General features: G+C 73.1%; 25 protein-coding genes and 1 tRNA gene. 10 read left to right on the forward strand and 16 right to left on the reverse strand.

All coding sequences use genetic code 11. The annotated features are described in order from the left end of the window. Positions 1-147 precede the first annotated feature (147 nt). Both QSK03_RS27105 and QSK03_RS27110 read left to right on the forward strand, forming a co-directional pair. Positions 148-1,176, forward strand: a complete 1,029-nt coding sequence (locus QSK03_RS27105; protein WP_285658565.1) for a hypothetical protein — start codon at positions 148-150, stop codon at positions 1,174-1,176. Next, positions 1,160-1,912: a class I SAM-dependent methyltransferase gene (locus tag QSK03_RS27110; protein ID WP_285658567.1), complete on the forward strand. Its 753-nt coding sequence runs from the start codon at positions 1,160-1,162 to the stop codon at positions 1,910-1,912. Before QSK03_RS27105 ends, QSK03_RS27110 begins: the two co-directional genes overlap by 17 nt. Before the next feature lie 47 nt (positions 1,913-1,959). Here QSK03_RS27110 and QSK03_RS27115 read toward each other — a convergent pair whose 3' ends face one another. From QSK03_RS27115 to QSK03_RS27130, 4 genes are all read right to left on the reverse strand, one after another. Further along, complete coding sequence (locus QSK03_RS27115) at positions 1,960-3,333, reverse strand: tyrosine-type recombinase/integrase (RefSeq protein WP_285658569.1); 1,374 nt, start codon at positions 3,331-3,333, stop codon at positions 1,960-1,962. Between the two features lie 94 nt (positions 3,334-3,427). Continuing rightward, positions 3,428-3,501: transfer RNA gene (locus QSK03_RS27120), tRNA-Thr, on the reverse strand. 64 nt (positions 3,502-3,565) lie between these two features. Further along, positions 3,566-4,336 carry a thermonuclease family protein gene (locus tag QSK03_RS27125; protein ID WP_285658571.1) on the reverse strand — a complete coding sequence of 257 codons (771 nt, stop codon included), beginning with the start codon at positions 4,334-4,336 and terminating at the stop codon, positions 3,566-3,568. Between the two features lie 147 nt (positions 4,337-4,483). Next, positions 4,484-4,855, reverse strand: coding sequence for a hypothetical protein (locus QSK03_RS27130; protein ID WP_285658713.1), 372 nt, complete (start codon positions 4,853-4,855; stop codon positions 4,484-4,486). A 99-nt stretch (positions 4,856-4,954) separates the two neighbouring features. Between QSK03_RS27130 and QSK03_RS27135 the strand changes: the two genes are divergently transcribed. Both QSK03_RS27135 and QSK03_RS27140 read left to right on the forward strand, forming a co-directional pair. Beyond that, complete coding sequence (locus tag QSK03_RS27135; RefSeq protein WP_285658572.1) at positions 4,955-5,380, forward strand: TlpA family protein disulfide reductase; 426 nt, start codon at positions 4,955-4,957, stop codon at positions 5,378-5,380. After that, positions 5,377-5,796, forward strand: coding sequence for a DUF4395 domain-containing protein (locus tag QSK03_RS27140; RefSeq protein WP_285658575.1), 420 nt, complete (start codon positions 5,377-5,379; stop codon positions 5,794-5,796). Before QSK03_RS27135 ends, QSK03_RS27140 begins: the two co-directional genes overlap by 4 nt. A gap of 1 nt (position 5,797) precedes the next feature. On the opposite strand, the gene QSK03_RS27145 is transcribed toward QSK03_RS27140, so the two are convergent. Further along, a complete protein-coding gene (locus QSK03_RS27145) occupies positions 5,798-6,544 on the reverse strand; it encodes an arylamine N-acetyltransferase family protein (protein WP_285658577.1) in 747 nt (248 codons plus the stop codon). A gap of 20 nt (positions 6,545-6,564) precedes the next feature. Here QSK03_RS27145 and QSK03_RS27150 point away from each other — a divergent pair, with 20 nt between their 5' ends. Next, complete coding sequence (locus QSK03_RS27150) at positions 6,565-7,353, forward strand: carbon-nitrogen hydrolase family protein (protein WP_285658579.1); 789 nt, start codon at positions 6,565-6,567, stop codon at positions 7,351-7,353. 12 nt (positions 7,354-7,365) lie between these two features. On the opposite strand, the gene QSK03_RS27155 is transcribed toward QSK03_RS27150, so the two are convergent. Both QSK03_RS27155 and QSK03_RS27160 read right to left on the reverse strand, forming a co-directional pair. Next, positions 7,366-7,734: a hypothetical protein gene (locus QSK03_RS27155; RefSeq protein ID WP_285658581.1), complete on the reverse strand. Its 369-nt coding sequence runs from the start codon at positions 7,732-7,734 to the stop codon at positions 7,366-7,368. A 122-nt stretch (positions 7,735-7,856) separates the two neighbouring features. Then, positions 7,857-8,687, reverse strand: coding sequence for an alpha/beta fold hydrolase (locus QSK03_RS27160; RefSeq protein WP_285658582.1), 831 nt, complete (start codon positions 8,685-8,687; stop codon positions 7,857-7,859). Positions 8,688-8,773: 86 nt separating this feature from the next. Between QSK03_RS27160 and QSK03_RS27165 the strand changes: the two genes are divergently transcribed. Beyond that, on the forward strand, positions 8,774-9,310 hold the full coding sequence (locus QSK03_RS27165) for a CGNR zinc finger domain-containing protein (protein ID WP_285658584.1): 537 nt from the start codon (positions 8,774-8,776) through the stop codon (positions 9,308-9,310). Between the two features lie 22 nt (positions 9,311-9,332). Here QSK03_RS27165 and QSK03_RS27170 read toward each other — a convergent pair whose 3' ends face one another. After that, the gene (locus tag QSK03_RS27170; RefSeq protein WP_285658586.1) at positions 9,333-9,815 is read right to left on the reverse strand and encodes an ArsR/SmtB family transcription factor; all 483 of its coding nucleotides are present in this window, start codon (positions 9,813-9,815) and stop codon (positions 9,333-9,335) included. A gap of 12 nt (positions 9,816-9,827) precedes the next feature. After that, on the reverse strand, positions 9,828-10,979 hold the full coding sequence (locus QSK03_RS27175; protein ID WP_285658715.1) for a serine hydrolase: 1,152 nt from the start codon (positions 10,977-10,979) through the stop codon (positions 9,828-9,830). An 88-nt stretch (positions 10,980-11,067) separates the two neighbouring features. Here QSK03_RS27175 and QSK03_RS27180 point away from each other — a divergent pair, with 88 nt between their 5' ends. Next, positions 11,068-11,616, forward strand: coding sequence for an SRPBCC family protein (locus tag QSK03_RS27180; RefSeq protein WP_285658588.1), 549 nt, complete (start codon positions 11,068-11,070; stop codon positions 11,614-11,616). Here QSK03_RS27180 and QSK03_RS27185 read toward each other — a convergent pair. Together QSK03_RS27185 and QSK03_RS27190 are read right to left on the reverse strand one after the other, a co-directional pair. Further along, entirely contained in the window at positions 11,594-12,799 is a 1,206-nt protein-coding gene (locus QSK03_RS27185) for a DNA polymerase III subunit delta' (protein ID WP_285658589.1), read from the reverse strand. The two genes, QSK03_RS27180 and QSK03_RS27185, sit on opposite strands and share 23 nt — an antisense overlap. Beyond that, positions 12,796-13,782, reverse strand: coding sequence for a GlxA family transcriptional regulator (locus QSK03_RS27190; RefSeq protein ID WP_285658591.1), 987 nt, complete (start codon positions 13,780-13,782; stop codon positions 12,796-12,798). The genes QSK03_RS27185 and QSK03_RS27190 overlap by 4 nt, the downstream gene beginning before the upstream one ends. Positions 13,783-13,853: 71 nt before the next feature. On the opposite strand from QSK03_RS27190, the gene QSK03_RS27195 reads away from it, so the two are divergent. Continuing rightward, positions 13,854-14,045: a hypothetical protein gene (locus QSK03_RS27195; RefSeq protein ID WP_285658594.1), complete on the forward strand. Its 192-nt coding sequence runs from the start codon at positions 13,854-13,856 to the stop codon at positions 14,043-14,045. On the opposite strand, the gene QSK03_RS27200 is transcribed toward QSK03_RS27195, so the two are convergent. Continuing rightward, positions 14,042-14,644 carry a TetR/AcrR family transcriptional regulator gene (locus QSK03_RS27200; RefSeq protein ID WP_285658597.1) on the reverse strand — a complete coding sequence of 201 codons (603 nt, stop codon included), beginning with the start codon at positions 14,642-14,644 and terminating at the stop codon, positions 14,042-14,044. The genes QSK03_RS27195 and QSK03_RS27200 overlap by 4 nt on opposite strands. 66 nt (positions 14,645-14,710) lie before the next feature. Here QSK03_RS27200 and QSK03_RS27205 point away from each other — a divergent pair, with 66 nt between their 5' ends. Beyond that, a complete protein-coding gene (locus QSK03_RS27205; RefSeq protein WP_285658599.1) occupies positions 14,711-15,547 on the forward strand; it encodes an alpha/beta fold hydrolase in 837 nt (278 codons plus the stop codon). Here the strand turns inward: QSK03_RS27205 and QSK03_RS27210 are convergent. Together QSK03_RS27210 and QSK03_RS27215 are read right to left on the reverse strand one after the other, a co-directional pair. Then, positions 15,544-17,475 carry a bifunctional MFS transporter/dTMP kinase gene (locus QSK03_RS27210; RefSeq protein WP_285658601.1) on the reverse strand — a complete coding sequence of 644 codons (1,932 nt, stop codon included), beginning with the start codon at positions 17,473-17,475 and terminating at the stop codon, positions 15,544-15,546. The two genes, QSK03_RS27205 and QSK03_RS27210, sit on opposite strands and share 4 nt — an antisense overlap. A gap of 148 nt (positions 17,476-17,623) precedes the next feature. After that, on the reverse strand, positions 17,624-18,112 hold the full coding sequence (locus tag QSK03_RS27215) for a MarR family winged helix-turn-helix transcriptional regulator (protein WP_285658605.1): 489 nt from the start codon (positions 18,110-18,112) through the stop codon (positions 17,624-17,626). Positions 18,113-18,214: 102 nt separating this feature from the next. On the opposite strand from QSK03_RS27215, the gene QSK03_RS27220 reads away from it, so the two are divergent. Next, the gene (locus tag QSK03_RS27220) at positions 18,215-18,880 is read left to right on the forward strand and encodes an FMN-dependent NADH-azoreductase (protein WP_285658608.1); all 666 of its coding nucleotides are present in this window, start codon (positions 18,215-18,217) and stop codon (positions 18,878-18,880) included. Between the two features lie 52 nt (positions 18,881-18,932). Here QSK03_RS27220 and topA read toward each other — a convergent pair whose 3' ends face one another. Both topA and QSK03_RS27230 read right to left on the reverse strand, forming a co-directional pair. Beyond that, complete coding sequence (gene topA, locus QSK03_RS27225; protein ID WP_285658610.1) at positions 18,933-21,920, reverse strand: type I DNA topoisomerase; 2,988 nt, start codon at positions 21,918-21,920, stop codon at positions 18,933-18,935. Positions 21,921-22,135: 215 nt separating this feature from the next. Then, positions 22,136-23,038, reverse strand: coding sequence for a hypothetical protein (locus QSK03_RS27230; RefSeq protein WP_285658612.1), 903 nt, complete (start codon positions 23,036-23,038; stop codon positions 22,136-22,138). Positions 23,039-23,071 lie beyond the last annotated feature (33 nt).

The following is a 23,071-nucleotide window of genomic DNA, read 5'->3' on the forward strand; positions in this document are numbered from 1 at the left end:
TTAAGGGACTTGCTTGCGCGCAAGTGTCGTCATTCGCCGCAAGCGGCGTGCTACGGTTGCTCATAGGATCTTCCAGATTTGCAGGTGCAAACTATGGCGATCTCGCCCCGCTCGCTCGCCCGGATAGCGGAGTCCTCTGGATTCGGCATGGCGGACGTCGCTTTCCTAGCCGGCCTAGACGAGAGCACGGTCTGTCGGCTGTGGGACGACCCAGACTGGCTTGACAGGATCAAGGGCCGGACGCTTCAAGCCCTTGTCGCGGCGTTACCTGGGGTCGGTGAGTACGTGCTTGGTTACTCACTCGCCGACCGTCGGAGCCGACTCGCAGACAGGCTCAGCTCGAAAGGCGTGGAAGTCGACACGGCAACGTTCGGGAGACTAGCGAGCGAAAGGCGGGTCCCGGAGCAATACCTTAGCAATGCCCTAGAGACCGCAGCATGCGTCCTTGACGGGGACGCCAAGCGGGCGGCCGCTCATCTTGCCAGATTCTGGGGACGCGACCAGGACTACGCGATGGGTGCTGTTTTCGGGTCCACTGCTATCGGCGCCTTACTGGTCGACTCTAGCCCTCTGCACGACGCCGCCCTGGGAATGGCGGACGAGCTCGGCGAGCGTCCCAATTCGTTCCACGCCATCCTTGCGCAGGCGAACCTTCTCCACCACCTATCCCTGAGTACTGGGGAGACGCCGCGAGCGCTGTCGCCCGACCTAAATCGCAATACCGCACTCGCCTTCCGTAGCTCGACCATGGGTCGACTCATTTCGACGAACGACCCCGAGATAGCGTTCGCCTACTCACGCAAGGTGGACAAATCACCGGTGCTCAAGATGGTGGAGGAGTGGGCGTTTCCCACCTACTGCCACGACGTGAAGCCGTCGCAAGACTTCTCCCTCCCCCGGTCATTGCTGATGAGACAGACCGCACCTGAAATAATCCGGGAGATCGAGACCTACAACGATGCGTACCTCCTATATCTCGCCCTCACCGCCTTACCGACGCTCCTTGCCCGTGACGGCACCTTCGGCTTGAGGCGAGACGAGCTCGGCGCGCGCCTAGCTGCGAGAAGGGAACGCGTGGTGCTCCCGGAGACGGGTGGAGCCTGCGACGCTATCCTCTCCGAGCTAGGCAAGGACGATCGGGATCTCGGAGGCACCAATATTGAGTACGCCTGGTAGCTCCACGGATACCTACGCTGCCAACGCCGACTTCTGGATAAAGATCATCCGCGAGCAGCTCGACAGATACCGGACCGAGCTGACCGATGGAAGCGTCCTCGAAGCGGTGGGTGAATGCTCCGGCGCCCGAGTGTTGGACGGCGGCTGCGGCGAAGGCTATATGTCCCGGCTGCTCGCGGAGCGCGGAGCCTCGGTGGTAGGCGTCGACACATCAGAGACGCTAATTGCATCTGCACGAGATCACTCCGACGCCCGCAAACTTCAGATCGAGTATAAGGTCGCAAACCTAGAGGACCTTCCAGACTCTGACGCGACATTCGACATCGCGGTGTGCAACCACGTTCTCAGCGACGTGGCCGACCCGGCGTCGGCGTTACTCGAGTTGGGTCGGGTGCTACGTCCAGGCGGTCGGCTGGTCGCCCTGATGCTTCACCCATGCTTCTACACCGCCCACGCTGAGCGTGACGCTTCCGGCAGCATCCCGATTACCACGTATTTCTCGCAGCGACGCGTAGATCAGCCCTTCGTTGTCGCGGGCCTAGAGTCACCAGCTGACGTTCACATGAACTTCCGCCCGCTTGAATTCTACTCGCAAGCGATTCTTGACGCTGGATTTCTGATCACCGGCCTGTCGGAACCACATCCGCCGGCGGAGTGGCTCAAAGAAGATACGTGGTGGAAGAAGAACTTCGTGAAACCGCTCTTCCTGCTCATATCGGCGAAGCTTCGATCTTGAACGTCTAATCGTCAAGACTAGAGCTGGGCACGCTTACATAAGGCTCGCTAATCGGCGTGCAGCGTCGCAGGGCGCTCTATCGGCGTTCGACGATTCGGTGGTCGGACCCGCCGATCAGCGAGCGCGGTAGCCGCTCGCTGATCGGCCTCGTTGACGAATGCCGTGTAGATGCGCAGCGTTGTCGACCCTCCACCGCTATGGCCGAGCCGCCCAGCGACGGTGCGGACGTCGACGCCAGCTGCGATGAGTTCGGTAGCGGAGTAGTGACGCAAACTGTGGAGCCGAGTAGAGATGCCGAGGCGCGCCGCGAGGCGGAGGTATCGCTGTGTGACGCTGTCCGGCTTGGTGGGCACCGAGCCATCGGGCGAAGGCGAGAAGACGTAACTGTCGGGCGCGATCGAGACGCCAAGCTCCGTCGCACGCTGTTCGCAGCGCGCTCGGTGCTCCTTGAGTACCTCAATGATCTCGAGGTCGAGCGTGACCCGCCGGTCCTGGTGAGTCTTAGTGTCCTTCTCCCACACACGACCACCAATCTGACCGGTGCTTCGCTTAAATATGGCCACGCCCGCATGGTCGAGGTCGAGCCGCGACCAGCGAAGGCCGCAAACCTCCCCGCGGCGGGAGCCGGTCGTCATCATGAGCCACACGAGCGTGCCCCAGTCGGGATCGGCGTCCCATGCTTCGTTGAGGAGTAGCGCAGCCTCGGCGGGCGTCGGCGGGTCTGGATTCGACCGCGGAGTCGCCGGTGGCTCGGTCTGATCGACAGGGCTGACCGCAATCCATCCCCATCGCACGGCTCGACCGAATGCGCCGCTGAGGATTGCATGGACGACGCGAACGCTTCCGGCGGAAAGGGGGCGGCAGATATGCGTCCTACATGCTCTCGCGCACCACCGGCACTCGGCCTCGGGATCGCCCTGGGCGACCTTCGCGCATCTGCGGCGAGCGGTGTGCTCGTCGCACGCGTGCTCTTGGTGGGTGCGATGCTGGACGAAGACCCGTCCGTTGCAGTGGTCACGGCACCGGCGCAGCTGTGCGTAGAGGCGCTCGATGTTCTCGGCACTGACAGCTCCGACCGGCCGCCCTCCGAGCCCCGGCCGGATGTGTTTCTCGATCTTACCGACGTAACCAGCTCGGGTCTTGCGGTCGATCTCGACGACCTCGAGATAGCGGTCGATGAGCATGTTGACCGTTGCACCAGTCCGAGGGCTGCGCCGTTCGTCAACTTGATTCAGCAGACGCGTGCGAACCTTCTCGGCCTCCCGCTCGGTCTCCCGCCGGGTCGCGCGGGCCGACACCGTCGCGCGAAGCCACATCTTCTCGCCGGTGAGTTCATCGATCCCGGCGTAGACCTTCACCCGCGCCGACCCGCTGGGCAGCCATCCGATCGAGCCACGCTGCCGGGTCTTCGCGGGAGTCACGAGACCACCATAGGCGGGTCAGAGGCCACGAAGGAGGCCACGAACTGGACACAAGTAGGGCCCTGTCGCGCTGCGACAGGGCCCTGACCTGCGGAGCCGCCTGTCGGAATCGAACCGACGACCTACGCATTACGAGTGCGTTGCTCTGGCCGACTGAGCTAAGGCGGCAGTGTGGCCAGTGTAGGCCAGCCCCGCCCGGCGCCGACTCGCGGGTGGCCCCACGAGCCCGGCGCTACTCGCAGGCGACGCCGTCGCCGTCGCGGTCCAGGGCGCTGCGGTAGCCGGCCTGTCCGGCGTGGAGCGGAGCGGCGCCGGCCGCGCGGGCGGCGGCGCAGTTCTTGTAGTACCCCGAGCCGCCACCAGAAGAGGACGAGGACCCGGAGGACGAGGACGAGGAGGCCGACGGAGATCCAGCAGCCGGGCGGGGGGTCGCGCGGTGGGAGCTGCTCGACGAGGAGGAGGACGACGAGGACGGCTCGTCCCGCACGGGGGCGGGGTCGTCGCAGACGCGCCCGTTGGTGTCCATCCCGCTCAGGAGCGCCACGTACGTCGGCGCGGCGTCGTTGCGGCCGGCGTAGACCGCCGTGTGGTCCGCGGTCACCATCGCCTCACCGAAGTCCCCCGTGCCGGTGGTGACGTAGCGCAGCTCGCGGCCGTAGCGGTCGAGGTCGACACCGGGCTCGGAGCGGAGCGAGACCGACGAGCCGAGGAGCAGGGACCGGGCCTCCGACGTCGCCCGCGCGCCGGCGGCCGAGCCCGCCTCGCACGAGTCGATCCCGAGGACCCGCACCGTGCGTCCGCCGCTGATCTCGAAGGTGTCGCCGTCGACGACGTGGGTCACCGTCACGCCCTCGGAGGTCGCGGGCGCCGAGACCGGGGAGACGGGTGCGTCGGTGACCGGCGCGGCAGCCGGCGCGGTCGCCGCCGCCGGGAACGGAGCCGGCGTCGGCGCCGGGGACGCCGCGCGCTGCACCGGGTCGCAGCCGCTGAGCAACGCCACCACGGCACACACCCCGACGACGACTAGTGCCCGGCGCGAGGACCAGGTCCCGACCCGACGCATCCCCACGAACTCCTCCACCCCGACGTTGGCCTGTTCAGCCGTGATGTCGCTGGGGCGTTCGGCCGTGTTGCCACTCGATCGGGTGGGTCAGGCGAGTAGCAGGACACCGAGCAGCAGGAGCGCGAGGACCTTGACCACTTCCAGCGCGATGTAGACCAGGTGCAGCCGCGAGCGCGGGCCGCTCCCGCCCGCGAGGACGCGGTCGGAGCGGCGGTTGAGGCGCGGCCGGACGACGGCGAGCTGGACGATCAGCAGGACGGCGAGGACCGCGATCAGCACGCCGGCCGCCACCGGCACGCCGCCGAGGAGGGCGCCGGCGGCCACGGCGACGAGCAGGACCACCTCGGCCACGTTCAGCGCCCGGAACACCAGCCGCCCGATCCCGAGGCCGATCACCGTCGTCACGCCGGGAGCCCGGAACTTCAGGGGCGCCTCCAGGAACGAGATCGCCGCCACCATGCCGAGCCGGTTGAAGGTCGCCGCCGTCGCCACCGCCACGACCGCCGGTATACGCCGCGCTCGGGGAACATCGGCGCCGGTCGGAGGGTTGCGGTGATCGTGAGCGTGATCGGCGCGGTGGTGCTCGTGGTGGTGCTGGCCGTCGCGACCGTCATCGGGTTCGTGCTGCGGCGCCGGAACGGCACGATCCGGTCGGCAGCCACGGAGGAGCGGCACGGTTGGGACCTCGCCGGCACGGCGCCCGGCCCCGACGACCGCGTCCTGCTGCTCCAGCTCTCGTCGCCGATCTGTACGCCCTGCGAGCGCACCCGCGAGCAGCTGGGCGCCCTGGCCGCCGAGCACGCAGGGGTCCGCCACGTCGACGTCGACATCGCCGAGCGGCCGGAGGTCGCCCGCGCCCTGTCGGTGATGCGCACCCCGACCACGGTCGCCTTCGACCGCACCGGCACCGAGCTGCTGCGGGTCGGCGGCGTCCCGCGGCGGGACGAGCTGATCGCCGCCCTACCCCTCGAGGAGACCGCGTGACCGAGCAGCTCGATCCGCGCGGCGTGCGCTTCGCCGCCGCGGTGACCACCGTCGTGCTCGCGGCGATCCTGCTGACCGGCAGCGGCGTGCTCGCGGTGCTACAAGCGGTGGTGTTCGCGATCCCGGTCGCCGCCGGCATGCGGTTCTCGCCGTACGGCGCGCTCTACCGGATGCTGCTCGCGCCGCGCCTGGGCCCGCCGAGCGAGCGGGAGGACGCGACGCCGGTGCGCTTCTCGCAGGCCGTCGGCCTGGTGTTCACCGCCGTCGCCGCCGTCGGCTACCTGTCCGGTGTGATCGCGCTCGGCATCGTCGCGACGGCCTGCGCGCTCGTGGCGGCCTTCCTCAACGCGGCCTTCGGTTTCTGCCTGGGCTGCGAGATGTACGGGCTGATCGCGCGAGTGCGCACCGCCCGCTGACCTACGACGGCGGGCAGAGCGGCGGCGGGACCTCCTCGAGCACGATCCCGAACACGTCCCGGTAGACGTCGCGCTGCTCGGCGGCGGTCAGGGTGCGCTCGGTGCGGGTCCCGTCGTCGGCGGTCTCGATGAGCTTCGGGCCCGAGATGGTCACGCGGCCGGTCGGCGTCAGCATCGAGCACGTCACCTCACGCGTGAACGGCGAGGTCGGCGACGTGCGGTGCCACCAGGCCATCGGGACGAAGTCACGCAGCGACCGCGTGCGCGGGTCGAGGCGGTACTGGGCCCTGTCGCCCCACCACACGTCGAGCTCCCCGTCCGGGGCGTCGCGGACGGTGAAGACGCCGGACCGGTCGGGCTGGTCGGCACGGGAGTCCAGGTCGATCGGCCCGACGGCGAAGCGCCCGAAGCCGACGTCGACGAGAGTGTGGCCGTCGACGACCAGCGCCATGTGGTCGCCGGGGAAGGAGAGCCCGTCCGGGGTGGCGACGCGCGCCGAGCACCGCGCGACCTCGTGGCCGAGCTCGCCGAGCAGCCAGGCGAACGCCCCGTTGAGCTCATAGCAGAACCCGCCGCGGCGCCGGTCGACGACCTTCCCGACCAGCGCCTCGTCCTCCAGCGGCACCGCGTCGCGCTCGTGGATCGAGACGTTCTCGAACGGGACGGTCTCCAGGTGGCGGCGCATGAGCACGTCGAGCGGATCGTCGCCCGCCGCACCGATCCGCATCAGGTAGTTCGTCGCGTCCACGCGCCCGGTATACACGGGTCATGCGTGTCGCCCTCGCCCAAATCCTCGCGACCGACGATCCGGCCGAGAACCTCGAGCTGGTCCGCGACCACGCCGCGCTCGCCGCCCAGCAGGGCGCGACGGTCGTGGTGTTCCCCGAGGCGACCATGTGCCGCTTCGGGGTGTCGCTCAAGCCCGTCGCCGAACCCGTGGACGGGCCGTGGGCGGGCGAGATCCGGCGCATCGCCGAGCAGCACGGCGTGCTCGTCGTCGCCGGGATGTTCACCCCGACCGACGACGGCCGGGTGACCAACACGCTGCTCGTCACGGGCCGGGGCGTCGACACCGCCTACGACAAGATCCATCTCTACGACGCGTTCGGCTTCGCGGAGTCCGACACGGTCGCGCCGGGGGCGAAGCCGCTGACGGTCACCGTCGACGGGACGACGCTGGGGCTCGCGACCTGCTACGACATCCGCTTTCCCGAGCTGTTCCGCGCCCTCGCCGACCAGGGCGCGACCGTCACGCTGCTGCCGGCGAGCTGGGGCGCGGGCCCGGGCAAGGTCGAGCAGTGGCAGCTGCTCGTGCGCGCCCGGGCCCTGGACGCGACGACGTTCGTGCTCGCCGCCGACCAGGCGGACCCGGCGAGCCGCGGCATCGACGCCGGCAAGGCCCCCCGCGGTGTGGGGCACAGCCTCGCCGCGTCGCCGTTCGGCGTGACGCTCGACGAGCTCGGCGCGGAGCCGGGGCTGCTCGTCGTCGATGTCGACCCCGAGCAGATCCCCGACGTCCGCGCCGCTCTCCCCGTCCTCGCGAACCGCCGGCTCTGAGGCGGCCTCCGGCTACGCGGCGGCCTGCTCCGGGCGGCTCATCCAGCGCACGCGGTTCTGGTAGGGCGCGAGGCGGTTGATGAGGTCGCGCCGCGCCCCCGCGGCCGCCGGAGCGGTGAAGGCACGGTCACGGGTGAGACGCGCGCGCACGCCGCCGGGATCGAGGACGATCACCTTCGCGGCGGCACGCACCGCGGCGTCGAGGCCCTGGGCGCCGCCGTGGGTGGCCTCGGCACCCATCCGGTCGGCGAGGACCTGCGCGGCCGCGAGGCCGGTCGCATCGGGTCGGGCAGCCACGACGAGGACGGGAGCCTCGTCGGAGCTCTGGCGGGGCGCGGGGACGGTGGTGTCGGGGGCAACGGGCCGCGTGGGCGAGCTCATCGTGCAGTGCTCCAGATCGGTCGCCGCGTGCCGGCGGCGACGTGAGGGTGTGACGTCTCTGAAGACGCCTGTGAGATGCGTGAGTTGTCCGTCGTCGAGGGTGACGCGCACCTCCCCGTACCTCACGGCAGCACCTCCTCGAGCACGGCGAGGAACGCCTCCTGGGCGTCCTCGGTGAGGAAGTGGCCGGCGCCCGCGACGAGGTGGCGGCGGGCACCCGGGATCGCGTCGCCGAGGGTCGCCGCCGCGGCGGGCGCGATCCAGGTGTCCTCGGCGCCCCAGACGACGTCGGTCGGCACGGCGATCGCGCCGAGACGGGCCACGACGTCGCGGGTGTCGTCCTCGCTGAAGCCGGCGACCTGGTCGAGGTAGCGCTGCTGGCCGTCGGGGCCGGCGTAGCGGTCGAGATAGGCCCGTTCCGCCTCGTCGGACAACGCGCCGGCGACGGTCGTGCGCACGTGCGCGGTGATCATCGCGGTGAAGAGGTGCGACGGCATCTCCCGGTACGTCGGGAGGTGCGCCTGCACGTGCTGGGTGGCGCCGGTCAGCCACGGCGAGAGCACCGCGGCGTCGGCGAGGACGAGCGCGCTCGCGGGCGCACCGTGGACGAGGTGCGCGCGCAGCGTCGTCGCCGCGCCGATGTCGTGGCCGACGAGCACGGGCGCGTCGAGACCCCAGTGCTCGACCAGCGCCGCGAGCGTCCGGGCGTGGCCGTCGACCGACGGACGATCACCGGTCGAGTCCCCGTAGGTCGGCAGATCCCACAGGTGGACCGGGCGTTCCCGGGCGAGCGCCGGCGCGACGTGGCGCCAGAGATACGACCAGGACGGCGTGCCGTGGGTGAGGACGACGGGGGCGCCGGGGCGGTCGGCGCCGAGCACGTCGACGGCGATCGTCCCGGTCGGCAGGGCCACCCGGTCACGCAGCGCCCAGGTCGCGAGATCGGTGGTCACGGTGCACCTCCACAGGGTTGTACTCTTGCTTCGAGCCTTACCGTAGGAGAGGTGCGTAAGGGTTGCAAGCTATATTTGACGATTACGTGGCGGGTGCCGGGCTCGCCACCGAGCTCGTGAACACCGGGCCCGGCGTGTGGCACGGCGACGACCAGCTCCCCGACGTCGCCGCGCTGAGGGCGTTCCTCGACGAGCACGGGGTCGCCGCGGCGCCGACGACGGGCGACCTGACGGCGGTGCGCGATCTGCGCTCTCGCCTGCGCGCGGTGCTCGACCTCCGGGACGCCGCCTCCCTGGCGGACGGCGCCGCGGACCTCGTGGCCCCCGGGCTCGGCACGGTCGGCCTCGTGCCGGACGAGCGCGGGCGGCCACAGTGGTCGGCACGGCCACGTCCCGACGCCGGCCTCGCCGACCGGCTCGCCCTGCTCGCCGGCGTCGGCGTGCTCGGCGCGCTGCGCACGCTGGGCCCGGAGCGGTTCCGCGACTGCGCGTCGGACACGTGCTCGGGCGTCTTCATCGACACCAGCCGGCCCGGCCGGCGGCGCTACTGCATGCCCGACCTCTGCGGCAACCGCGCCAACGTCGCCGCCTACCGCGCGCGGCAGAAGGCGGGTGGAAACTGACAATTCGTGTCAGTTCCGCAGGTCAGCGCAGCGTTCCCGACAGGTCCGCCGCCGCGAGGACGGCCACGAGCACCGGGACGACGCCCGTGGGCGGGACGCGGTAGCGCCGCCCGTCCTGCTCCACGACGCGCGCGGCGGTCAGCGTGCGCAGGTGGTGGTAGAGCTGGCCGCTGGAAGAGAGCTCGGCGGCCTCGACGAGCTCGTGCGTGCCCGCCGGCCCCGCGAGCAGGCGACGCACCAGGGCGAGGCGGACGGGGTGCCCGAGCGCCGCGAGGACCTCGCTGACCGGGCCGGCCGGCAGGTCGAGGGTCGCGGCCGCGTCGTAGCCGATCGTCCACGTGATCGGGCCGGCGTCCTCCTGCAGACGGACCGCACCGTGGTACCCGACCTCACCCCCGTCGCCGGCCGGCTCGTCCGCGGCGGGACGGTGCCCGGAGCGTCCCTCGAGCGCGGCGACGCGCGCCTCGAGGGCCTCGAGGCGCCCCGCGTCGTCGGCGTCCGGCATCTCGCGATCGTCTCAGGCCGAACAGAGGACCCGGGAGCGCTCGACGGGGTCCTCCACCGCCCCGGCGAGGAAGCGGAGCTGGGCGAGGCCGACCTCGGTGAGGTCGGCAGTGGGGCGGAAGCCCCGACCGAGGAGCACACCGATGCCGAGCGTGCCGTCGGGGCGGCGCACGCTGAGCGCCATCGTGCCGATCCCGGGGAACGAGCCGCCCTTGAACGCGCGGACCTGCCCGTCCGGTCGCGGTCCCGCGTACTCCAGCTCGGCGCGGGCGACGTCGGCGCCGGCCCCGAACGAGCCGCCGATGAGGGCGCGCCACAGCCCGGCGACCTGCGCGGGCGACCCCGTCGAGGTCCTCCGGGCCCACCGCTCGCTCTCGAGGAGGTAGGCCTCGGTGTCGGCGGCCTGGGTGACGAGCCGGCGGCGGGAGTCCTCGCGGAACGCCGGGTCGGACGCGAAGCGCCGCGCCAGGGCCAGCTCCGCCGCGCTGCGCTCGGCGCGCGGCGCGGTCGACGGCGGCGCCTCGCGCGGCCGGACGAGGGCGAGCTGCGCACCGAGCTCCGAGGGCAGGTCGAGGTCGTACCACCCGCCAGCCGCGGCGGCATCGACGAGCGCCTGGTCGCCGAGGCGCTCGCGCAACCAGTCGGCGGCGGCGTTGTCGCTGACCTGCACCATCGAGGCCACCATCTGCTGGACCGTGACCGTGCGGTCCGGATCGACCGCCCCCGCGACGCCGCGGCGCAGGATCCCGAGGGCGTCGAGCGCCATCGCGTGCGCACCGGCGTCGGCGGCGAGGTACCAGTTCTCCCAGTCCCCGACGCGGACCGCCTCGTCCGGGTTCAGGCGACCCTCGGCGACGGCCCGCCCGTACGCCGCGACGTGGACGATCTTCGCCGCCGACGCCAGCGGCATCTGCCGGTCCGCCGCGTGCGAGACGACGGCGCCGCGACCGTCGTCGACCACCAGGCCCACGTCGTCGGGCTCCGCCGCGAGCAGCCCCAGCCACCCGCCGGCGCTCGTGGGGTCGGCCGCGGGCGCCCGGGAGCAGTCGGCGGGCCGCGGCGGGTTCGCCGGGACCGACGCCGCGGGGACCGTGGTGCCGGGGTCCTCGCCCGAGGTGCCGGACGAGCACGCCGCGGGCAGCACCAGCGCGGCGGCGAGCACCATCGCCACGATTCCGTTATTCCGAAATTCCGGCACAACGGAGAAGCTAGCACACTCGGCCGCCATCTCTCCCGGGCGACAGGATGGCCGCGTGGGTCTCTTCGATGCGGTCGCGGCCACCCCGGCGGAGGTCCGCGAACCGCGGCGCGGCGACGACCTCGTGGCGCCGGCCGCCGTCGTCATGGACCGGGCGTTCACGGTGCCCGGGGAGCCCGCGGCCGTGTGGCCGTGGATCGTCCAGCTCGGCAAGCGCCGCGCGGGCTGGTACCTCCCGGCCCGTGTCGAGCGGCTCGTCCCGCGAGCGCGCCGGGCCGCCCGCCGGATCGAGGACCGCTGGCAGCACCTCGCGCCGGGCGACGTCATCCCGGACTACGGCGGGCGCGACGAGACGTTCGTCGTCGACGAGATCGAGCCGCCGCACGTCCTGGTCCACCGCTCGCGGCGGGGCCGCACGGAGGTCTCGTGGTCGATCACCCTGCGCGCGATACCGGACGGCACGCGCGTGCTGCTCCGCCTGCGGCTCGGGCCGGTGAAGCACGTCCGGCTCGCCGAGACCGTCGGTGACGCCTTCGACGCGCTGACGATCGCCGGGATGGCCGCCGGACTGCGGGAGCGGCTCAGCCCGCCCGCAGCGCCGTGACGAGTGCGTCGATCGCGATCTCGGGCTTCACGTTCGCGGCGAGGGCGTCGCGGCAGGCGAGGATCGCCTCCAGGCGGCGCAGGGACGCCTCCGGCGTGCTGTCGCGGGCGGCGTGGCCGACCTCGGTGGCGCGGTCCGGGTGGGTCGAGGTGACCGACGCGCCGATGCCGCGGGCGAGGACGTCGCGGTAGTAGCCCGCGAGGTCGACGAGCGCGCGGTCGAGGGCGTCGCGCTTGGTGCGGGTGAGGCGGGAGCGCTGGCGCTTCTCCAGGTCCTTCTCCGCGGCCCGGGCCGAGCGCTGGGCCTGCGCGGTGCCCTTGCCCGTGCCGCCGGCGCCGAGGGACACCGCGAGCTCCTCGCGCTCGGCCTCGTCGCGCGAGGCGGCGAGCGCGGCGGCCTCCGACTCGGCCGCGCCCACCATCGCGTCGGACGCGGCGAACGCGTCCGCGGCCGAGCGCAGCGCGCGGGGCAGGGCGAGGACGGCGTCGCGCTCCTCCCGCGCCTCCGGCACGCGGGCCAGCCGGCGGGCCCGGCCGATGTGGCCCCCGCAGACCGACGCCGCCCACGTCGCGTCCTCCGGGGAGATGCCGTCGCGCTCGACCAGCACCGCGGCGATCGCCTCGGGGGCCGGCGTCCGCAGGCGCACGGCACGACAGCGGGACCGGATCGTCACCGAGATGTCGTCGGGGTGCTCCGACGGGCAGCAGAGCAGGAAGACCGTGCGCTCGGCGGGCTCCTCCACGGACTTGAGCAGCGCGTTCGATGCCTGCTCGGTGAGCCGGTCGGCGTCCTCGACGATGACGATCTGCCAGCGCGCCGTCGTGGGGCGGCGAGCGGCGACGTCGATGGTGCCGCGCACCTCCTTGACGCTGATCGACAGACCCTCGGGGACGATCTCGCGCACGTCGGCGTGGGTGCCGGCCATGACCGTGTGACAGGCGGGGCAGTCGCCGCAGCCCTGGTGGGGGCACTGGAGCGCCGCCGCGAACGCCCGCGCGGCCACCGAGCGCCCCGATCCGGGCGGGCCGGTGAAGAGCCAGGAGTGGGTCATCCCCGCGGCCGGGCCGGAGGCGTCGGGATCCTCGAGCTCGTCGGAGAACCGCACCCGCGTGGCGCGCTCGGCGGCGGCCTGCAGCTCCGCCACCGCCGCGGGCTGGCCGACGACCTGGGACCACACGCTCACGCCGTCGATGATGCCGCACCGGTCCGACGGCTCCCGAACGTGCGCCGGTACTCCTGCGGGGTGGCCCCGACCTCCCGCAGGAACGGACGCCGCAGCCCGGCGGCGGTGCTGAACCCGCAGCGCGCCGCCACCGTCTCCACGGGCAGGTCGGTGGCCTCGAGCAGCTCCTGCGCGCGTCGCACGCGCTCGCGGGCGAGCCAGCGGCCCGGTGTCGCCCCGGTGGCGTCGTGGAACCACCGGGCGAACGTGCGCGGGCTGGTCCCGGCGACCCGCGCCCACTCGTCGACCCCGATCGGACGGTCGAGGTGGTCGCGCGCCCAGTCGAGGCTCACGGCGAACGACGAGGGCGGGAGCGTCGGCGCAGCGGTGGGCACGAACTGGGCCTGCCCGCCCTCGCGGTGCGGCGGCACGACGCTGTGGCGGGCGACGATCCCGGCGACGCGGCTGCCGTGGTCGCGGCGCACGAGGTGCAGGCACAGGTCGAGGCCGGCGGCCGAGCCCGCCGAGGTCAGGACGTCGCCGTCGTCGACGTAGAGGACGGTGCGCTGCACGTCGACGAGCGGGTGGCGGCGGGCGAGCTCGTCGACCGCGCTCCAGTGCGTGATCGCGGGCCGACCGTCGAGGAGCCCGGCCGCGGCGAGGACGAACGCGCCGGTGCAGACCGACGCGATCCGCGCGCCGCGCGCGTGGGCGGCGCGCAGGGCCGCGAGGAGGTCCTCCGGGAACGCGACCCGCCCGTCCCGCGGCGGGGCCACGACGATCGTCTCGGCGTCCGCGAGCGCCTCCGGGCCGTCCCCCGGGTCGACGACGGCCCACCGGTCGAGCCGCAGCGGCCCCGGTTCGCCGGCCACCAGCCGGACGTCGTACCAGTCCTCGCGCGGGACCCCGGTGGTCGCGGACCGGTCGGAGGCCAGCACCTCGAGCACCGTGGACAGCTCGAACATCGGGGTGCCGTCCGTGACGGGGACGGCCACGGTGTGCATGGCAGGAATGTATCTGATGACGACGTTCCTGCCACTGGTTCTGACACCCCTCCCCGGCCAGGGTCGACGTCATGGAGATGCGGCGGATCGGGCGGGCGCTGGCGCGGGCCTGGGCGCGGTACGTGGACGCCTGGGAGCTCGTGGGTCGCCAGCAGCGCGGGGAGTGGGAGGACGAGGGCCCGCTGCGCTGGCGGCGGGTCCTCGGCGAGGGCTGGGAGCTGCACGGCAGCGTGCTGCCCGACGAGCCGCCGGTGCGGCGCTAGTCGCCGCGCAGCACGCCGTCGAGCAGCCCGAGCAGCACCTCGCGCACGTCACGGCGGGCCGCCTCACGGTCCGGGGCCTCGGCGATGACCATGGCCCCCTCGTCGAGCGCCCCGATGAGCACGTGGGCGAGCGGCCGCAGCGGCTGCTCGCGCAACTGGCCCGCCTCGACGGCGGCCGCCAGCAGCTGCTCGGTGAGCCCCAGGGTGTAGCGCTGGGTCAGCTCCCGGAAGCGCGCCCAGCCGAGCACGCTCGGGCCGTCGAGCAGGACGATCTGGCGCACCTCGGGGTCGACGCACACGGTCAACCAGCTGTCGAGGGCCGCGCGCAGGACCTCCGCGGGCGTCCGGGCCCCGGCGGCGACCACGGCCGCGGCGAGCTCGTCCACCACGCGCTGCTCGACGTCCTCGAGCACCGCGACGAAGAGCGCCGCCTTGTCGGCGTACTGGTGGTACATCGCGCCGCGGGTCACGCCGGCCTCGCGGGCGATCTCCGGGGTGCCGACGTCGCCGTACCCGTGCTCGCCCCACAGCCGCCGCGCGGCCGCCTTGAGCGCGTCGCGGGTCGCGGCGGAGCGCTCCTCCTGCGTGCGCCTCTTCACTTCCATACATCCTGCCGGTAAGTTACGAACAGCCTGCACGTAAGTATGCGATCCCGGGAGGCCCCGATGCCCACCGTCGAGCTCGACCACACGACGATCCACTACGAGGTCGCCGGCGCCGACACCGGCCGCCCGGTGGTGTTCGTCCACGGCTACGCCATGGGCGGCTCCCTCTGGGCGGACGTGAGCGCACGGCTGGCCGCGCGGGGCCTGCGCTGCCTCGCGCCCACCTGGCCGCTCGGCGCCCACCCCACCCCCTTGCGGCCCGGCGCCGATCCCACGCTGCCCGGGGTCGCCGCGACCATCGGGGACTTCCTCGCCGCCCTCGACCTCACCGACGTCGTGCTCGTCGGCAACGACACCGGCGGACTCGTCACGCAGCTCCTCGCCGTCGGCCACGGCGACCGGCTCGGCGCCCTCGTGCTGACCAGCTGCGACGCCTTCGAGCACTTCCCGCCCCCGATCCTGCGGCCGTTCATCCTCGCCTCCCGCAGCACGGTGACGTGGCGCGCCGCGGTGAAGCCGCTGGCGCTGCGGGCCGTCCGGCGGCGGGCGTACGGCGACCTCGCCCACCGCGACGTCGAGCCGTTCGCGGCGGCGTGGGTCCGTCCCGCGCTCGACGACCCACGCGTCGCCGAGGACCTGCGCCGCCTGACGGCCTCGCTCGACCGCCAGGTGTCGCTGGACGTCGCCGCGCGGCTCGGCGAGATCACGGTGCCGACCCTGGTCGCGTGGTCGGCCGACGACGCCTTCTTCCCCCTGGCCGACGCCCACCGGCTCGTCGACGCGATCCCCCGGGCCGAGCTGACGGTCCTCGACGGCGCCCGGACGTTCTCGATGCTCGACCGGCCCGACGCGCTCGCCGACGCGATCGCGGGGCTCGCGGTGGCACCGGCGCGTTAGCCGGTCCGCGCCTCCTCGGGCGCCGGCAGCGCGCGGGCGACGAGTGGGGCGAGCAGCTCGCGGACCCGCGCGGCGACCTCGTCGGGGTCGCCGTCGGCGTCGACGCGCACGTAGCGCCCGGGGTCGGCGGCGGCCATCTCGGTGAGCGTGCGCTGGACCTGCCAGGTGTCGACCACCCCGCCCGTCACCGGTGCGGCGTCGTGGGCCGGGTCGCGGTCGAGCAGGACGGTGACGTCCGGGCGCAGCGAGCCCGTGGCCCACGCCCCGAGGCGCTGCAGGTCGGCGGCGTCGAGCTCGTCGCCGACGCGGGCGAGCGGCGAGTCGAGGCACCCCTCGAGCACGACGACCTTCCCGTCGCGCAGCGCCGGCAGCACCTCGTGGGCGAGGACGTCGGCGCGCACCGCGGCGGCCACGAGCGCCTTCGCCCGCTGCCCCGCGACGCCGCTCGCCCCGACCGCGGCCGAGACCCGCGCGGCGTCGCCGGCGCTGCGCCCGGCGAGGACGACGTCGGCCCCCTGCCCGCGCAGCCAGCCCACGAGGCGCTCGCCCTGCTCGTCGGTGTCGGTGCGCGACGCGCCCTCGACGGCGACCAGGAGGCCGGGCTCGCCGTGGCGGCTGCGGCGCAGCGCCCGCCGGACGTCGGCCATGATCGTCCGTTCGCGCCGGTCGTCCATCTGCCGGTAGGCGAGCACACCGACCGCAGCCGCCACGATGCCGGCGCCGAAGAGCACGAAGCGCGTGCCGTCGACCTGGGCACGCTCGCCGAGGAGCGTCAGCGTGCGCGACTGCACGAGCCCGACGAGCAGTGGCACCACCGACATCGACGCGAGCAGGTCGACCCGCACGATCGACTGCACGAACGCGACGACCCGGCCGCGCACGGCGTCCTCGACCTGCGCGCCGATGATCGTCAGGCCGGTGAGCAGGGCCGTGCCGGCGAAGAACCCGACCATGACGACCATGACGAGCGCGACGTAGAGGTGCCAGGCGACGGCCACCGCGAGCAGGGAGAGCCCGGCGCCGACGATCGCGACACCGAACAGGCGGTTGTGCGGCATCCGGCGCGCGACGCGGGGCACCGTCGCCATCCCGAGCGCGAGGCCGGTGAACAGGGCGATGAACAGCACCGAGTAGGCCGCGTCGCCACCGCCGAGGCTGGTCGCGTAGAGCCGGGCGCTGGCGATCACCGCCCCGCCGGCGGCGAAGGCGCCGATGATCCCGACGACGAGGCCGCGCACCAGCGGCGTCGTGGACACGAACTGCGCGCCGTCGCGCAGCATCGCGAGCAGGCCCGGGGCCGCGGCCCGCCGCTCGGCGCTCCGGCCGGAGATCTCGGGGATGCGGAACGCGACCGTGAGCGCGGTGAGCAGTGCGGCGAGCCCGTTGACCACGAGCGCGAGGTAGACCGTCGTCGTGGGACTGGGGTGCCAGCCCGCGATGTTGCCGGCCTTCGAGATCAGCGCGAACGCCCCCGCGGCGCTGATCACCGCGACGCCGTAGGTCATCACGAGCGAGAGCTGGTTGGCAGTCTCGACCTGGTCGGAGCGCTTGAGCAGGTTGGGGACCGAGGAGTCCTTGGCCGGGATCCACACGAGCGCGCACAGCTCGATGAGGAACGTCGCCGCGAACAGCCACCACAGCGACCCGACCAGCGGGATCGACAGGAAGAGCAGGGCCTTGCCCACGTCGCAGGTGACCATCACCGTGCGCCGGTCGAACTTGTCGGCCAGCACGCCGCCGAGCGGGGCCATGAACAGCGCCGGCAGCAGCTTGGTGGCGACGACGCCGCCGAGCGCGAAGCTCTGGGCCTGGTAGCCGCTGGTCAGCTGGGTGGCGAGCGCGGTCAGCGCCAGGAGCGAGAGCCAGTCACCGAAGCTCGCGACGGCCGTGACGGCCCACAGCCGCCGGAACGGCCGGATCGCGAGCACGCTGCGGATCCGGTGCGTCGCGGACGGCGCCTCGGCGCCCGCTCCGCTGGACTGCGCGTCGATCCCGGCCCTCCCCTCGCCTCACCCCCGCCGCGAGCAGGGTATCGGGGGCAGCGAGCAGGTCGGCGACGGATCACGCCGCGGGGTGTCAGCAGGTGCCACCGTGGTCCATCTCCTGGATCTCGGCGGCCACCTGACAGGCGGACGCACCGTCCGAGACGACGGCGAGTCGCTGGAGGAGCGCGCGCAGCACGTCCCGCTCGGCGGGCTCGAGCGGCGCGAGCAGGTCCTCCTCGGCGTCGCGCAGACGCCGCTCGAGGTCGCAGAGCCGCGCCCCGCCGGTGTCGGTGAGCAGGACCTGCCGGGCGCGACGGTCGGCCGGATCGGGACGTCGCTCGACCAGCCCGGCCTTCTCGAGCTCGTCGAGGAGGTAGGTCATCACGGTGCGGTCGACGCCGAGCGTGCGCGCCAGCGCGAGCTGCGTGCGCGGCGGTCCCTCGGCCAGCCCGGCCAGGACCTGGTAGCCGCGCGGGCCGCCCGGGAGGCCCGACACGACGTCCTGCGCGGTCCGCAGGTGGGCGCGCGCCACCCGGCCCAGGGCCCAGCCCAGGTCGGCCTCGACGCGCGGCGTGGTCATGCCCACAGACTAGCGGTCCGCGAGCACTTCTGTTGACAAGAACGTCTGTTGAGCAGAACATCTTGGGAGCAGCGCTTACCGCTCCCGCTTCCGGAGGACCTCGTGACCCTGTTCCGTCTCGACAGCAGCATCCGCACGGAGGGCTCGGTGAGCCGCGAGGTCGCCGACACCCTCGAGCGCGCCTACCTCGAGGCGCACCCGTCCGACACCGTCGTCCGCCGCGACCTGGCGACCGACCCCGTGCCCGCCGACGCCTGGCCGACCGCCGCGCTCGCCGGGTTCACGCCCGAGGACCAGCGCTCGCCCGAGCAGCGGGCGGCGGTCGGTCTCGCGGCCCGGCTGGCCGACGAGGTCGTCGAGGCCGACGCGGTGGTCGTCGCGACCCCGCTCTACAACTTCGGCGTCGCGCAGCAGCTCAAGATGTGGATCGACCTCATGATCACCGACCCGCGCTTCGCGCCGGGGACGTCGCCGCTGGCCGGCAAGCCCGTGACGCTGGTGATCGCCCGCGGCGGCGGGTACGGCGAGGGCACGCCCCGCGCCGGGTGGGACCACGCCACCGGCTGGATCGTGCGGATCCTCGCCGACGTGTGGGGCGGCGACGTGACGCTCGTGGAGGCCGAGCTGACCCTGGCCGACACCGTGCCGGCGATGGCCGAACTGCGGCCGCTGGCCGGCGAGATCCGCGCCCGGGCCCACCAGCTGGCGGGATCGGCGGGCGCGGACATGGCCCGCGCGGTGGTGGAGTCGCTGACGTCGGTGGCCTGAGCCCCAGCCAGATCGAGGAGCCGTGTCCTCAGGACACGGCTCCTCGTCGCGTCTAGCTGGTGGGCGTCCCGCGGCCGCCCTTCGAGCCGGTGCCGCTCTTGGCGGTGGTCTTCTTGGCCGTGCTCGTCTTCGCGGCCGTCGTCTTGGCCGGCGCCTTCTTCGCTCCGGCCTTCGTCGGCTTGGTGCCGTCCTTCGCGCGCTTCTCGGCCAGCAGCTCGGCCGCCCGCTCGTCGGTGAGGCCCTCGACCGCGTCGCCCTTGCGCAGCGAGGCGTTCACGCCCGCGCCGTCGGTGACGTACGGGCCGAAGCGCCCGTCCTTGACGACCATCGGGTTGCCCGACGCCGGGTCGGTGCCGAGCTCCTTGAGCGGCGGCTTCGCCGCGGCCCGCCCGCGCTGCTTGGGCTGGGCGTAGAGCTTCTGGGCCTCCTCGAGGGTCACCGTGAACAGCTTCTCCTCGCTGTCCAGCGACCGGGAGTCCTTGCCCTTCTTCAGGTAGGGCCCGTAGCGCCCGTTCTGCGCGGTGATCTCCTCGCCCGACTCGGGGTCGGTGCCGACCACCCGCGGCAGGCTCAGCAGCTTCAGCGCGTCGTCGAGGGTGATCTCGGCGAGCGTCATCGACGCGAACAGCGAGCCGGTGCGCGGCTTGGACTTGTCGCCCTCGGGCAGGACCTCGGTGACGTAGGGCCCGTAGCGGCCCTCCCTGGCGAGGATCTCGTGCCCCGACGCCGGGTCGGTGCCCAGCGAGCGCCCCTCCTGCGGGGTCGCGAAGAGCTCCTCGGCGTGCGCGAGGTCGAGCTCGTCGGGCGGGAGGTCCTCGGGCAGGTTCGCCCGCTGCGACTTCTCCTCGCCGTCCTCGGTGACGACCCGCTCGAGGTAGGGCCCGTAGCGCCCGACGCGCACGACGACGTCGCGGCCCTGGTCGTCGGCGAACATCCGCAGCGAGTTGACCTCGCGGGCGTCGATGCCCTCGAGCTTGTCGCCGACGAGCTTCTTCAGCCCGCCGAGGTTCGACATCGACGCCTCGACGCCGTCGCCGTGCGCGGCGCCGTTCGAGCCGTTCGAGCCGTTCGCGCCGGTCGATCCGTTGGCGCCGAAGTAGAAGTGCGACAGCCACGTCTCACGCTGCGCGTTGCCCGCGGCGATCGCGTCGAGCTCGTCCTCGAGCGCGGCGGTGAAGTCGTAGTCGACGAGGCGCCCGAAGTGCTGCTCCATCAGCCCGACCACCGCGAAGGCGATCCAGCTCGGGACCAGCGCGCTGCCCTTCTTCCAGACGTAGCCGCGTTCCTGGATCGTGTTGATGATCGACGCGTAGGTGGACGGGCGGCCGATGCCGCGCTCCTCCAGCGTCTTCACCAGGCTGGCCTCGGTGTAGCGCGCGGGCGGGTTGGTGCTGTGCCCCTCGGGGGTCAGCTCGTCCGCGGCGCACGCGTCGCCCTCGGCGAGGCGCGGCAGGCGGCGCTCGGCGTCGTCGGCCTCGCCGCCGGCCTCCTCGTCGACGGTCTCGACGTAGGCGCGCAGGAAGCCCGGGAACGTGATGGTGCGCCCGGACGCGGAGAAGGTGCACTCCTCGCCGGTGGCCGCCGTGCCCGTGATCCGCACGCTCATCGTCGTGCCGCGCGCGTCGCGCATCTGGCTCGCGATCGTGCGCTGCCAGATCAGCTCGTAGACGCGGAACTCGTCACCGGAGAGCTCGTTCGCGACCTGGCCGGGGGTCCGGAACGTCTCCCCCGCCGGGCGGATCGCCTCGTGGGCCTCCTGCGCGTTCTTGACCTTGCGCGTGTACTGGCGCGGCTTCTCCGCGACGTTCTCGTCGCCGTAGAGGTCGCGGGCCTGGTTGCGCGCGGCGTTGATCGCGGTCTCCGACAGCGTCGTGGAGTCCGTGCGCATGTAGGTGATGTAGCCGTTCTCGTACAGGCGCTGCGCGGTGCGCATCGTCCGCTCGGCCGAGAACCGCAGCTTGCGGCCGCCCTCCTGCTGGAGGGTGGAGGTCATGAACGGCGCGTAGGGCTTGCGCGTGTACGGCTTCTCCTCGACCGAGGAGACCGTGTAGTCGCGGTCGGCGAGGGCCTCGGCCAGGCGCCGGGCGTCGCCCTCGTCGAGGCGCCGGACGTCCTGGGTCTTGAGCTGACCGAGCGAGTCGAAGTCGCGGCCGGTGGCCACGCGGGCGCCGTCGACGGCCGTCAGGGACGCCTTGAAGCTGCGCGGGGCCTGATCGTCCTTGGACTCCGTGGCACGCAGCTGCGCGTCGATGCCCCAGTAACCCGCGGACACGAACGCCATCCGCTCGCGCTCGCGCTCGACGATCACGCGGGTCGCCACCGACTGCACCCGGCCCGCCGAGAGCTTCGGCATGACCTTCTTCCACAGCACGGGGCTGACCTCGTAGCCGTAGAGCCGGTCGAGGATGCGCCGGGTCTCCTGCGCGTCGACGAGGTCCTTGTCGAGCTCGCGGGGGTTCGCGGCGGCGGCCTGGATGGCCGACTCGGTGATCTCGTGGAACACCATGCGGCGGACCGGGACCTTCGGCTTGAGGGTCTCGAGCAGGTGCCAGGCGATGGCCTCGCCCTCGCGGTCGCCGTCCGTCGCGAGGTAGAGCTCGTCGACCTCCTTGAGGGCGTCCTTGAGCTCGGTGACCGTCGACTTCTTGTCCGGCGTGACGATGTAGAGCGGCTCGAAGTCGTTGTCGACGTCGACGCCCAGGCGGGCCCAGGACTCGCCCTTGTACTTGGCAGGGACGTCGGCGGCGCCGCGCGGGAGGTCGCGGATGTGGCCGCGGCTGGACTCGACGATGTAGCGCGAGCCCAGGTAGTCGGCGATCTTGCGGGCCTTCGCCGGCGACTCGACGATCACGAGCCGGCGGCCGCCGTCACCGGCCGGGGTGGCGCCGCCGTTGCCGGTCTTCTTGCCGCCACCGGACGACTTGGCTCCGGACTTCGCGCGCGTGCCGGACCGCCCCGCGGACCCGTTCTCGGTGGGGGTCGCGGTGTCGGTGGTCGCGCTGCGTGCCGTCGTCGAGCCCTTCGTCGATGCCACGGGCATGCCTCGTCTCGTCGTACAGGTGGCGGGTCGCCACTGGCGCCAGTGTGCCTCACGGTGGTCGTCGCGCCAGGCGCGACCGGTCGTTTCCCCGCGGCACACGGGTGGGGACCACGCTTCTCGAACCCCCGTCGGCGCCGCGTGGGAGGCCCGATCGGTGCTGGACATCGGGCCGTTCGGGCGCCTCCCGGCACGGTAGCGACGGGGTGTCGGCGGGCTCACACCGGCCAGACGCCGTCGGCCGGCCGCTCGGGCGGACGCCCGACCAGCTCACCCAGTCGGCCCTGCCGCCGCGCCCCGACGATACGCAGCGCCGGTGTGCGGCCGTGCCGGACGAGCCGCGCGCCGAGCCCCAGATGGCGACTCGCTGTGAGCAAGCGGTCGTCGAGCGTGCGCGCCTCGGGGTCGAGGCCGAGCGTGTAGCCCCGCCCCGCGTGCGCTCCCGCGGCGAGCACCCAGAGCCGCAACCGTGGTCCGTCCAGCTCGAACCCCGACGGCACCGTCTTCATTCCGGCCCCGCCCGTCCACGCCCGCGCCAGGTCCGCGAGATCGGTGCGGAAGGCCGTGCTGACCCGGTGCCGCCCGTCCTCGGCGCGCCCCACCTCCGCCGGCACCCCCCGCGCCCGCAGCGCGCAACACACGGCCTCCGCCCGCCACCGGCTGACCGGGTCCTCGGGGTGGGATGTGCACACGGCTGTGCGAGCAATGCGGCTTTCCTGGCGTCCCACGCCAGGATCGCCACACGCTCGCTCGCGCGACACGCCGTCCTGACGGTGCGCGCCGAGCCGGGCCGCGATCTCGTCGGGGTCGAGGTCGAGGAACGCGAGCTCCTCGGGATCGAGCGCGGGCGCGTCGTCGACCGGGGTCTCGTCCATCTCGGGGCCCTCGAGGTCCGCGACGCCGTCGTCCGCGCCGTCGACGCCGTCGCCCTCCGACCCCTCCTCCGGCTCCTGCTCCGGCTCGTCCTCCGGCTCGGGCGGCGGCGGGCCCAGCACGATCGTCAGACGCGCCGCGCGGCCGCGGCCGAACAGTTCCGCGCGCCCGGGCCCGCAGAGCAGGCCCTCGAGGTCGCCCAGGCCGCGCGGACGGGCGTCCGCCGACCAGAACGACAGCTGCCCCACACCCGCGGAGCCTAGAACATGCGTTCGAACAGA

It is taken from the genome of Actinomycetospora sp. NBRC 106375, from assembly GCF_030269665.1.
Taxonomy (GTDB): Bacteria; Actinomycetota; Actinomycetes; order Mycobacteriales; family Pseudonocardiaceae; genus Actinomycetospora.

Coding starts and splice junctions, on each gene's coding strand:
- QSK03_RS27105 (WP_285658565.1), top strand. CDS start 148: ATGGCGGACGTCGCTTTCCTAGCCGGCCTAGACGAGAGCACGGTCTGT.
- QSK03_RS27130 (WP_285658713.1), bottom strand. CDS start 4,855: ATGGTGGCGGCGATCTCGTTCCTGGAGGCGCCCCTGAAGTTCCGGGCT.
- QSK03_RS27150 (WP_285658579.1), top strand. CDS start 6,565: ATGCGTGTCGCCCTCGCCCAAATCCTCGCGACCGACGATCCGGCCGAG.
- QSK03_RS27155 (WP_285658581.1), bottom strand. CDS start 7,734: ATGAGCTCGCCCACGCGGCCCGTTGCCCCCGACACCACCGTCCCCGCG.
- QSK03_RS27170 (WP_285658586.1), bottom strand. CDS start 9,815: ATGCCGGACGCCGACGACGCGGGGCGCCTCGAGGCCCTCGAGGCGCGC.
- QSK03_RS27175 (WP_285658715.1), bottom strand. CDS start 10,979: ATGGTGCTCGCCGCCGCGCTGGTGCTGCCCGCGGCGTGCTCGTCCGGC.
- QSK03_RS27190 (WP_285658591.1), bottom strand. CDS start 13,782: ATGCACACCGTGGCCGTCCCCGTCACGGACGGCACCCCGATGTTCGAG.
- QSK03_RS27195 (WP_285658594.1), top strand. CDS start 13,854: ATGGAGATGCGGCGGATCGGGCGGGCGCTGGCGCGGGCCTGGGCGCGG.
- QSK03_RS27205 (WP_285658599.1), top strand. CDS start 14,711: ATGCCCACCGTCGAGCTCGACCACACGACGATCCACTACGAGGTCGCC.
- QSK03_RS27215 (WP_285658605.1), bottom strand. CDS start 18,112: ATGACCACGCCGCGCGTCGAGGCCGACCTGGGCTGGGCCCTGGGCCGG.
- topA (WP_285658610.1), bottom strand. CDS start 21,920: ATGCCCGTGGCATCGACGAAGGGCTCGACGACGGCACGCAGCGCGACC.